Source organism: Caulobacter endophyticus, from assembly GCF_029543245.1.
In the GTDB taxonomy this organism is placed as follows: Bacteria; Pseudomonadota; Alphaproteobacteria; order Caulobacterales; family Caulobacteraceae; genus Caulobacter; species Caulobacter endophyticus_A.
Genome location: NZ_JARQWV010000001.1, coordinates 189,933 through 202,627, shown reverse-complemented (window position 1 = coordinate 202,627; position 12,695 = coordinate 189,933). Strand labels below are relative to the sequence as shown.

General features: G+C 69.4%; 1 protein-coding gene. It reads left to right on the top strand.

From position 1 onward, the window contains the following. The first annotated feature begins 23 nt into the window (after positions 1–23). A complete protein-coding gene (locus P7A99_RS00720) occupies positions 24–12,689 on the top strand; it encodes a filamentous haemagglutinin family protein (protein ID WP_277792040.1) in 12,666 nt (4,221 codons plus the stop codon). Positions 12,690–12,695: the final 6 nt, after the last annotated feature.

The window sequence follows — 12,695 nt, the reverse complement described above, 5'->3', positions numbered from 1 at the left end:
GTTTCGTCACCCAAGATACGAGCATGACCATGGTCGCCACATCCAAGCTTCCGCTGTCCACGATCGGACGGGCCCGCCGCGCGCTGTTCTGCGGCGCGAGCGTCATGGTCATGCTTTCGGCGGGTGCGGCGGGCCAGGCGTCGGCCGATGGGCTGACGGCCCTCAGGGCCGGAGCGAGGGTGCCGGCCACCGGCGCAGGCGTTCCCTCTGTTGCGGCGCCCGTCGTGCCCGGCGTCACGCCGAACGCGGGTGCTTCGGCGGCCGCGACGCGCGGCCTGCTGAACGCGACCAACGCTCAGAAGGCGGTCAATGTCTCGGTCCAGGCCCAGGCGGCCGCCCGCCAAGCCGCCGCTGCTCTGGGCGCCGCCGTGCCGGACGGCCTGGGGAAGGGCGGTCTCAATCCCGCTGGTTCCGGGACGACGGGATCGGGCCTGTCGCTCTGGTACGGCGCCAAGGCCCCGACCCAGACGACCTCGGCCTCGGGGCAGATCCAGGTCGACATCAAGCAGACCGACTCCCGGGCGATCCTGTCTTGGGAAACCTTCAACGTCGGGACCAAGACCACCCTCAACTTCGACCAGAGCCTGAACGGCGTCGCCCAGCCCGACTGGGTGGTGCTTAACCGGGTGACCGGCGGGCTGGATCCTGTCACCGGGCTGCGAGATCCGTCCCAGGCCATGACCCCCAGTCAGATCCTGGGGGCGATCAAGGCCCAGGGCACGGTGCTGGTCATCAACCAGAACGGCGTCCTGTTCGGCGGGACCGCCCAGATCAATACGCGGTCGTTGATCGCCAGCAGCCTTGAGGTCGGTCGGCCCGCCCGCCTGATCGGAAGCGTCGTCCGGGACACGTCGATCGCCGACCGCAACGCCGAATTCCTGACCGGCGGCCTCCTGGGCATCGGGACCCAGGACAGCAACACCACCGGTCTGCAGACTTTCTCGGCCCTGACCGGCGCAGACGGCCGGTTCTCCGTGGTGGCCGAGGGAGCCGTCACGGTGGAGGCTGGAGCGCAGATCACCGCCGCTGATGGCGGGCTTATCCTGCTGGTCGGTCCCAAGGTGGTCAATGCGGGCAGCCTTTCGGCCACCCGCGGTCAGGTCAGCCTGGCCTCGGGGCGGTCGGTGCTGCTGACAGCGTCGGAAGGGGCCGCCACCAGCGTCGATCCCAATGTCCGGGGCCTCGTCGTTAAGACCACTAACGCCGCCGGGCGCATCGGCGGCGCGCCGACCGTGCAGGACTATGTTCGCAACACCGGCCTGATACGCTCGGCCGAGGGCTATGTTTCGCTGAACGCTTCCAAGGCCGCGGGCGCGGCGATCAACGAGGGCGTGATCACCGCCACCACCAGCGTGTCGCGCAACGGCCATGTCCTGCTCAACGGTGCCGACGTCCGTGTGGCTCCGGCCAGCGTGATCGCCATTACGCCCGACGATACGGGCGTAATCCCGCAGGACGCCACCTCGCTGGCCAACTTCAAGCCGTCCAAGATCAGCCTCGGCGACACCGAGACGCGGATCGAGGTGGGGGCCGGAAGCCTGATCTACGCGCCTGGCGCCACGATCGACATCGGCGCCAAGCCTGGCATCGCGACCGAATTCAACGCCTCCACGCCGCCAGGAGCCTCGCGGATCTTCATCGACAGCGGCGCGGTCATCGACGCGGCCGGCCTGAAGAACGTGAGCGTCGCGGCCTCGCGGAACACCATCGTCATCGACCCGGTCAAGGGCAACGAACTGGCGGACTCGCCGCTGCTGCGCAAGGGCTTCCTCAACGGCGCTACGGTCTATCTCGACCCGCGCCTTTCCGGCGTACGCGAGGACGGCGTGGCGTGGGTGGGCTCGCCGCTGATCTCGGCCGAGAGCTATGCCCTGCAGGTGGGGGTCACCGCCTCCGAGCTGATGACCAAGGGCGGGAACGTCACCCTCGGCGTCGCCGCCGGAAGCACCTCTGCGACGGGCGTGTCACAGGCGCCGGACGTCATCGTCAAGCGCGGCGCAAGCATCGACATCTCCGGCGGCTGGCGCACCTTCGAAGCGGGGCGCATCCGCTCCACCCGGCTTGTCGACGCCAGCGGGGCGATCGTCGACATCGGCTATGCCGATCCCGACCAGACCTATATCGGCATCTACGAAGGCTATGTGGACGTCCAGCCGCGCTTCGGCCTGGTCAGGACCTACACCAATCTCATTCTCGACGGAGACGGCTTCGCGGGCTCCTACCGCGAGGGCGCGGACGCCGGCTCCCTGACCATCAAGTCGTCCCAGCCTTTGCTGGAGGGCACGGTCTACGCTGATGCGTTCCCGGGCGAGTTGCAGCGGCTGAACGCCCAGCGCGGCACTGGCAAGACCGTCCTCTACGGAGACCGCCGGGCGGTCCAGGCGGTATCCTCCCAGATGCCGGTGGGCGGTTATCTGTCGATCCAGGAACTGGGCCTGACGGCCAACGGCGTCAGCGGCGGCGGCGATATCGTGATCAGCGACGGCGCGACCCCCACGCGGGGCGATGGCCTGGACTATGGGCAGACCATCCAGATCGACGCCGAAGGAAACCTGAAGGTTCCCACCCGGTCGATCGGCTCCATGCTGGCCGCTGGCGAGCGCGGCGTGCTGGTCCTCGGCGCCGACACCCTGTCGGCGATGGGCCTTGGTCAATTGTCGCTATCCACTTCGGGCGGCCTCACGCTGGAGCGCGGGGCTGAACTGGCCCTCAGCCCGGGCGGGGTGTTCACGGCGACCACGGGGCGCAGCCAGAAACTGGACGGCGACATTACCGCCGCCTCGGGGCTCATCCGTCTCGAGACGGTGAACGCCGGCAAGGGCTCGGTGTTCAAGAGCGAAGCCGCGGGCGCGGGAAGCTACGACGTCGTCGTCAACGGCCGGCTGTCGACGGCGGGCCTTTGGACCAACGATCTCGGCGCGGGTCCCGATACCGTGTTGGGCTCGGCCTTCGTCGACGGCGGCGCAGTCGAGATCATCGCCGCGCCGCGCGAACTGCTGACCACCACCGTCGACGGCGTCGTGCGCCACACCGACATCAGCGGCAACATCCTGGTGAACGGGCCGCGTTCGGCCATCGACGTGTCGTCCGGCGGCTACGTCGCCACGGATGGAAGCCTGGTGCTGACCGCGAAGGGCGGCGACGTCACCCTGACCAGCGACACCAACTATTTCCAAATCGGCCCGAGCTCGACCTACGCCTCGGCCTTCAGGGTCAGCGGCGCGGCCGCGGGCGTCCAGGCCAATCCGGACAGGATCACGGCGCGGGTCGCGCTCGGCGGCGGCGTCATCAAAGCCCATGGCTTCGCGGGGGGCGGAACGTTCGCCCTGACGACGCCGGCCATCAGCCTGGGCGAAGGCGAGGCCGCCACCGGTACGGCCCTGCCGCTCGACTTCTTCTCGACTGCCGGCTTCTCGACCTACGCCATCAAGTCCTACGCCACGAACCTGTCTTCCAATGTCTTCGCCAATGGACAGGGAGGCTACAACGCGGTCCTGGCGACCCAGGTGGTGACGATCGGGGAAGGGCAGGTCCTGGACCTTTCGCAGAGCCGCTACCTGCCGCGCCTCGACGGTGAGAAAAGCAGCGCGCTCAGAGCTCTGGGCACGGGCGGCAAGCTGACTTCGGTCCTGACGGCGGGCAAGCCGGCGGAAGCCTGGGACCAACTGCCCGTCAGCCTGACTTTCGGCGGGCTGGTCGAGCTGAAGGTTGAGAAGGGCGGGCAGGTCACCGGTGCGCCGGGCTCGTCCATTGGCGCTGCGCAAATTCTGAACCAGGGGACGATCCGCCTGGCCGGGGGCGCGATCAATCAGGTCAAGGTTTTGCCTTCGCTGTATGGGCCGACGCGCGATGGCGGACGCAGCTCCGTGGTGACCGCGTCCAGTCTGGCGGAGATCTTCACGATCAGGCCGGACGGCTTGATCGACGAGAGCGCGCCCTCGAAGATCGATCCGTCGCGGACCAATGGCCAGGTGGCCGCCCAGTCTCCGATCTATCTGACCGCCGACCTGGACGCCGACGTCGGCGTGCGTCTCGACGCCGGCAGCGTGACCGATCTTTCCGGGATCAGCGTCCGCAACCCATACGTCACGGCGACGACCCAGGGCCGCGGAGTGGTGAACGGGCGGATCTATGGCGGCGGGACGCTGAGCACCGCCTCCACGCGGCAGCTCGACGGCGATCTGGTCGTTCTCTCGCCGTTCTCGACCGGGGCGTACGCGACGTTCCTCAGCAGCGCCCAGACGCTCACCCTCGCCGACGTCATTCTCAAGACGTCGGCCCAGGCGGCGGACCTGATCGCGACGCCGGGCGCGTCCCTCGATCTCTCCGGCGCGTCCGACACCTTCGACCAGCTCCAGGCGGGTGGCCGTTACGTGCAGGCGGCCCAGTGGAGCGACGGCGGGGCCTTGACCCTGGGCGGCGGGGCCGTCCTGGCCGGCGCGCGGATCAACGCCCGAGGCGGCGCGCCGACGGCGGCCGGGGGCATGCTGACCTTGGTCGATGCGACCCTCGTCCAGACCGACGCCGGCGCGCCGGTCCGCAACCGGGTTTCGGCCGACCAGATCCAGGCGGCCGGGTTCGACACCCTGGTGGTTCGGGGGACGCTAGGCGCGCAGGGTGATGTCGACCTGGTGCTCGACGGCGCTTTCGTGCTCGCCTCGAGGGTCTATGACGGCTCCCCCAGGCTGCCTGACGCGGCCTATCGCCAGAGCCTGTCGCCCGTGCTTTCCGCGAGCGGGCGCCTGGATATCGCCGCCTCCTACGTGCGCCTCGACGGCGCCTTCCAAAGCCTGCTTACGCCCGAGGTCGGAGCGTCCGGAGCCGGCGAGGTCACCCTTCGCGCCGAGACCATGGACGTGTCGGGCGCGGTGCTGTTCGACCGTTCGGTGGCGCGCGCCACTTTCGACGTCGCCGGCGACCTGCGACTGTCGGGCGTATCGCCCTACCAGCTGCGCTTCGACCAGGGCGACGCGACCCCCAGCCTGGCGGGTCAACTGGCGGTCAACGGTGATCTGACGCTGAAAGCTGGTCAGGTCTACGCCACCACCGGCTCGACTTTCTCGGTGACATCGGCCGCCTCCGACGGCGTGCTCAGGATAGAGCGCGCATCGGCGACTACGCCCGTCACGCCCTATTCCGCGGGCAGCCGCCTGACCCTGCAGGCCGACACCATCGTTCAGAACGGCGTGTTGCGGGCGCCGGTTGGGGCGCTGACCCTCGGTTCGAACACGGCCTTGACCACGAATGGCGCAACCTTCGCGCCGGTCACCCGCTCGGTGACGCTCGGCGACGGCGGGATCACCTCGGTTTCGGCCGGCGGGCTTTCGATCCCTTACGGTGTGACCACCGACCAGACCGAATACTTCTTCACGCCGACCAACGGTAGTCCGCTCACCGCGCCGCCGACCGGGGTCCTGACCTTGGCCGGCGCCACGGTCGCGACCAAGGCTGGCGCGACCGTGGACTTGAGCGGCGGCGGCGATGTCTACGCCTACGAGTTCATTCCCGGGCCGGGCGGCTCGCGCGATGTGCTCAGCCGCTACAACACCGACGCCTTCAGCAGCAAGAGCGGCTACCAGTACGCCGACGGTCGCCAGGTCTACGCTATTGTTCCTGGTCTCTCGAACGCCGCGGTGGCGGCCTACGACCCGCTCTATTCGGCCAACTATGGCGATCTCTATCAGGCCGGAGGCGCCGGACGCCGTGTCTATCTTGACGGCGGCGCCGGACTGGCGGCGGGCTGGTACACTCTGCTGCCGGCGCAGTACGCCATGCTGCCGGGCGGCATGCGGGTGGTCGAGAACACCGGAGCGGACAACCCGGCGGTGGGCGGCGTCACCACCCGCCCCGACGGCACGGTGGTGACCACAGGTCGCTATGGCGGCCTGGGCGGCGCCGGGGAGTCGACGGTTCGCGTCTTTGAGGTTCAGAACCAGACCACGATCCGGGCCAGTTCCAATATCGTGCTGACTTCGGCCAACGCCGTGTTCGCGGCTGCGGCGGCCAAGCGCGGCGAAACCGCTCCGGCCTTGGTGAGGGATGCGGGGCGTCTCGTCCTGGCTCCGCTGGCGTCGATCGATCTGAATGGCCGCTTCCTGGCCGCGCCGGCCGAGGGCGGACGCGGCGGGCAGGCCGACATCAGCGGCCGAGCCATCGAGATCGTCTCGTCACTGGGAACGCCGACGGCCGGGGTGGTGCAACTGGACGCCCGCCAGCTCAGCGCTCTTGGCATGGAGAGCCTGCTCATCGGTGGAGCCCGCACCGACAGGGCCGACGGCACGACGGCGCTGGAAGTCACCGCCGGCAGCATCACTGTGGCCAACAACGCCGCCGCGCCCTTGTCGGGGGCCGAGATCGTTCTGGCCGTCGATGGAGATGGCGCGACCATCACACTCGAGGACGGCGCCGCCATTCTCGCCTCGGGCGGGCGTGCAGGCCAGCGCACCGGCGACTACGTGATCGACGCTCGAGGCGGGGCTACGGGGCAGGGCGCCCTTGTTCGTGTGGCGAGCGGCGCTGATCGCGACGTGACCCGCGCCAATCCCGGCGCCGGCGGCGTGCTGAAAGTCGGCGATGTCGATTTGAAGGGCGGATCGATCCTTCTCGACTCGAGCGACGTCTTCACGATCGACAACGACGCCGATCTTGTCGCCGACACCTTGCGACTTGGCGCCTCGACCATCCGGTTCGCCGACGCGCAGGGCGCATCCGGCGGCCTGGTGCTCACGCCGCAACTGCAAGCCGCCCTTGCACGCTCGAAGGCTCTGGCCCTGCGGACAGCGGGCGTGATCGAGTTCGCGGACGGCGACTATCGGTTCGGCGATCTTACGCTGAGCACGCCGGGTCTGGCGCTTTCCAATCCCGGCGGAGCCGTTCGGATCCTAGCCAACGGACTGTGGCTGGAGAACCACGCCTCTGCCTTGACGGGTTGTGTCGCGGCGTGCGGCGCAGGCGTACTGACCCTGGAGGCCCGGACCATCTCGTTCGGGGATGGGAGCCTGCGGACCTACGGCGCCGGCCGCGGGGTCGTGCTGACCGCCCGCGAGGGCGTCTTCTATGAGGGCAAGGCGACGTTCGACGTCGGTGCAGCGCCCCTGACCCTGCATACGCCGTTCGTCGGCGACCGTGCCGCCAAGGATCCGTCCGGAGCGCCGTTAAAGGTCGTTCCCAGCCTGGTCCTGGCCACCACCGGCGCCGTTGTGGTCGACAATCTCGGCGGCGCGTCCCGCCCGAGCGTGACTGGCGTGGCGGGCGCCGGGCTGTCGATCTCTGGCCAAAGCCTGTCCATCAGCGGCGTCGACTTGCGCGCTACGGCCGGCAAGCTGACCCTGACCGCGGTGGAAGGGCTGAATGTAGGGGCCGGGGCGATCTTGCAGACGCCCGGCTACGGCAAGGCGTTCGGTGATGCGACCGACCCCTATTCGGTTTCCGCGCCCGGCGGATCGCTGACCCTGGTCTCGACGCAGGGCGACGTCGTGCTGGGCTCGGGATCCACCGTCTCGGTGGGCGGCGGCGCCGGCGCCGGCGGACTGCTGTCGGTCAAGGCGAGCAGGGGATCGGCGACGTTCGCCGGGACCATCGACGCGACGACGCCGGACGGCGGCGCGCGCTTCGAGCTCGACACCGGAGGCGCCTTCGACCTTTCCAACTTTGTCCGCTCGACGAAGGGCGGGTTCGACGGCGGCCTCACAGCCAAGACGGGCGTGGGCGACTTGGTGCTGGCCGAGGGGCTGGGCCTTAAGGCGCGCAACGTCGCGCTCGTCGCGGACGGCGGCGCGGTGATCGTGGCCGGATCGATCGACGCTTCGGGAGTGAACGGCGGCGAGATCGGACTGTTCGGCGCGTCGGGCGTCACCCTCGGCTCCAAGGCCGTGCTGGACGCGCGCGCGCTGGGCTATGCGGATACGTCGACCCGAGTGGCCGAGGGCGGGACGGTCCGCCTCGGTACGGCGGGCAACGGGACGATCGGCGTCGCCGCGGGGGCCAGGATCGAGCTCGGCGCCCGCAGGACGGCGTCGCGCCTGGTGGCTACGGTCGAGAACGGCGTCACCAACTATCGCCGGGTGGAGGCCGACCGCGGCGGCGAGCTGGTGCTGCGCGCGCCCGTGCTCGATCTGGCTGGAAGCCAGACGGTGAACGTCGACTTCGGCGGCGTGGTCTCCGGTGCGGACAGCGTGGTGCTGGAAGGCTATCGCGCCTTCGATCTGGCGGCCGTGGCCGGCGACGGCCGGTTCACCGGCGTGTCGATCTCGGGCGCCGTCGCCACCCTCGACGTAACGGCCACGGCGGCCGGCCGAGTCAACTTCCTGGCCGATCGCGCCGATGGGACCCTGGCTGACTTCATCCAGGATTTCGACCTCTCCGCCGCCTATGGTCGCTTGGGCGGCTTGGCCGGGCAGGCCAACTTCCACGCCCGACCCGGCGTAGAGCTGAACCATGCCGGTTCGATCGTGCTGGCCTCGAACTGGAACTTCGGAGCCGGTACGGTGGACGTGGCGGGCGCGACGGCGGCGGGGCTGATGGCGGCGCATCCGGGCATCTCGGGGGCGGTCTACGTGCTGCCGGGCTCAGAGGGACGGATCCTCGCCGACTACACGACCATGACCTATCGCGTCGGGGGCAAGGCCAGCGGCGAGGCCGGCGTACTGACGCTGCGGGCCGGCGGCGACGTCGACATCAAGGGCAGCGTCACCGACGGCTTCTTCACCTTCGCCGACCAGAGCGATCCTGCTTTCCTGACCCGGGCCGTGGGCGGCGGGGTCAGAACCTACAACGGCTATCTGGCCTCCACGTGCCCGGGCGGATGCGTGGTCGGCGATTTCACGACGGGTACGGCGCCGACCACGACGCTGACCGTGACCTTCCCGGCCCAGGCCAGCCTGCCCAACGTCGAGGTGACGACCGGCAACCCGGCCCCCTACAACGCCGCCGCCAACAGTGCGGCCGCGCTGGGGAACGGCGTCAGCGGCGCGGGCGATCCCATCGGCAGCGCCGAGCTGTTCCCGCTGATCGATATGTCGGCGGGCCAGCAGGCCGTGCAATCCTGGTCATATCAGGTCACCGCCGGCGCCAGCGTCTCGGATACGGGCGCTTTCAGCGTGGACCCGACCCGGGTGCAGGCCGGTTCCACGGCCGGTATCACCGTGGCCGGACAGGGTAGCTACAGCTATGGGGGGGGCGCGCCGGTCACGAGCTTCTCGAACACCCTGCTGCTGGGCGTCGCCAACGGCGGGCAGGTCTCGGCCGACCAGTGGGTGCAGGCGCAGCTGGCGCAGAACCGCTTGTTGACCGCCTCGTCGTACACGCGGCTGGTGTTCAGCGCCGCGCCGGTCGCGGTCCGGACGGCCCTGGCCCAGCGCGCGGCCGCCTTCTTCGCCGGCCATCCGGGAGCCTATACCCTGACCGGACCGGCCAACGCTCCGACCGGCGTATCGACCAGCCTCGAACTGGCCGGTGCGTTCCTCGCCTCGGTCGCCAATGACTGGGCCGGCTTGAAGTCCGCCTACACCCCGCCGCGTCCGGCCACGCCGTCCGCAACCACTGTCGTCACCGCTCCGGTCATTCGAACGGGGACGGGCTCGATCGGCCTGACCGCGGCGGGCGATATCGACTTGCGCAATGGCGCGACGCCGATCTACCGCAACCCGACGACCGGCGCCCTGGCCACGGCCACGACCGGCTATCAGGTCGGCGGCGTCGCGGTCTACACGGCCGGCCATCGCGTTGTTCCGAGCGCTCTCGACGCCCTCGATCCTGTGAGCGGCGCTGCGTTGACGCTGGATCCCGGCGCGTACAGCCAGCCGCTCGCGATCGCCGGCGGCGTGGTGCGCGGCGTCGCGCGCAACCAGCCCGTCTACGCCTCGGGCGGGGGCGACGTCTCCCTGACGGCGGGCGGTGACGTCCTGGGTCGGCGCGACACCTATACCGGCGCGGTGTCCAACGCCCTCAACAGCAGCGGCGCCCTGGCCTTCATGGGCTCAATCCGCCAGCCCTGGCGGATGGGGCAGGTGGGTATGGTCACCGACATCCGGATCAACCCGCAACTGTTCACGGAGGGGCTCGGCACGCTGGGCGGCGGCGACATCCGCGTCTCGGTCGGCGGCGACCTGTCGGACCTTTCGATGGTGGCCGACACCACCGTCACCACCGCCGACGTTCGCGCCGCTGACGGCCTCCTGCGACCGGGGCGCGCGCTGCTCACCTTCGGCGGCGGGGATATCAGTGTCGATGTCGCCGGCGACATGCTGGGCGGGCGCATCGACATGGGGGCGGGCGCAGCCCGCATCCGGGTCGGTGGCGACCTTGGGGCGGCCGGCCTCACCCAGACCGGAACCACGGCCCCGCAGGCGGTGGAACTGGCGGCCAACACTCTCCGGCTGCGCCTGACCGACGCGACCATCGATCTCTCGGTCGGTGGTGATGCGACCATTCAGAGCATCTCCGCCCTCGGCGTGCGGCGGAACATGACGCTGACGGGCGGACTCGCGGCCGACACCAGCAACGCCAACGCGCTGGCCTTCTACTCGGCCGAGGCGGGTGTCTCGATCCTCGCCAACGGCGCTGTGACGATCAGCAACAGCGGTCCCGAGGCCGTCAGCGTCGGCGGGGTGAACAATATCGGCAGGACCAGCAACAACGAGGCCATCTATCCCGGATCTCTGACGGCCGTCGCTCTTTCGGGAGACCTCTCGTTCGGCGCCAAGAACCAGGCGGCCGTGCTGCTGTATCCCACCGCCAGGGGAACGCTGGTCCTTGCGGCGGGCGGCGACATCTCGCCGGTCAACATCGCGATGCTCGACGAGGACCCGGGCCTCGTACCCGGCGTCTTCTCGAGCTTCAGCGTCGAGGCCGACACGGTCAACGCCGGTCGCCCCTTCGACTTCCCGTCGGTCTTGTCGAGTACGTCGCTGGCTCAGCGCCGCGCTCAGCACAATCCTCTCACACCCCATCTCGGCGACCAGACGCCAAACCGCATCTATGCCGGCGGCGACATCCTCGACATGATCGTGGCGACCCCCAAGCAGACCCGGATCGGCGCGGGGCGCGACATCGTCAATATGATGTTCTTCGGCCAGAACCTCGACGCTCGCGATGTCACTCGCATCGTCGCGGGGCGTGACATCACCGCCACGACCCTTCTCACCGCCGCACCTGTCCTGGTCGGCACTAACGTGGCGTCGTCTCCCGCTCGCCCGACCTTGCAGGGAAACACCTTCGTGATCGGCGGGCCGGGCGTGCTGTCGCTCGAGGCCGGTCGAGACCTGGGGCCATTCCTCAATTCCGCGATCGACAGCTACAAGGGCCAGCCTGCGTTTGGTCTGCCGGACAGCCTGGTCTTCGGCGGCGGGGTGATGTCGGTCGGCAATGAATGGAACCCTTGGCTGGCGGCGCAGGGCGCTGACCTGTGGCTCCAGTTCGGTGTCGCCAAGGGCGCCAATTTCGACGCCGTGCGCGAGACCTACGTCAATCCCGCGAACTTGCAGAGCGCGCCGGACTATCTGTTCGTGCAGACAGAGGACGAGCACGGCGTCTTCGTCGCCGACAAGTCCAAGCCGATCTACGGGCCCAAGCTGATCGAATGGATGCGCGCCAACGAGGCATCGGCCCTGGCCGCAGCCTTCGGATCCACGACGGTCACCTACGAGCAGGCCTATCAGGCCTTCACTCGGCTGTCGGCCCTGCGCCAGCGGGGCTTCCTGCAGCAGGTCTACTTCAACGAGCTGACCCAGACCTCCACTCCCGGGGCGTCGTTCCAGAAGTACTCTCGCGGCTATACGGCGGTGAACACGCTTTTCCCGGCCGCGCTCGGCTATACGGCGAACGACCTGACCGGCGGTTCCAACGGCGCCAATCGCCAGGTCTGGACCGGGGATCTGGACTTGCGCCTGGCCACGCTCCAGACGGCGCGCGGCGGCGACATCTCCATCCTGGGTCCGGGCGGACGGGTGCTGGCCGGTTCCACGGTCAGCACGGCACAGCAGGCCGCGCGCCGAAACTTCACGGGTCGCGACCTGTACACCGCGGTGCTGCCGATCATCTCGGGCAACCGGTACATCTCGCAGATCAGCGCCATTCCCATCGGCTTTGAAGGGGTGCTGACCCTGCGCGGCGGCAGCATCTCCAGCTTCACAGACGGTGATTTCATCCTCAACCAGAGCCGTTTGTTCACCCAGCAGGGCGGCGATGTGGCGATGTGGTCGTCGAACGGCGACCTGAACGCGGGCCAGGGGCCGAAGACCTCGGCCAACTTCCCGCCGGCGGTCGTCAAGGTCAGCGACAACGCCTATGTCGAGCTCGACCAGGCCAGCGCGGTCAGCGGGGCGGGCATCGCCGCCTTCCAGCCGGCGCTCGGCGTGGCGGCGCCCGACGTCTACCTTATCGCGCCGCGCGGCACGGTCGACGCCGGCGACGCCGGGGTGCGGGTGGCGGGCAACCTGTTCGTCGCGGCCCTGACCGTCGCCAACGCCGACAACTTCAAGGCCGGTGGTTCGGTGATCGGCGTGCCGACCGCGCCAGCCCCGCCGGCGGTGGGGACCGAGGCTTCGGCCGCCAACTCCGCTGCGACCCAGGCCGCCCAGCAGGCGGTCGGCGGACGTGATCGGACCGAGCGCTCGATCATCACGGTCGAGGTGCTCGGCTTCGGCGACGAGCCTTGCGAGGACCCCAACGATCCTCTCTGCAAACGCTGAGCAGGA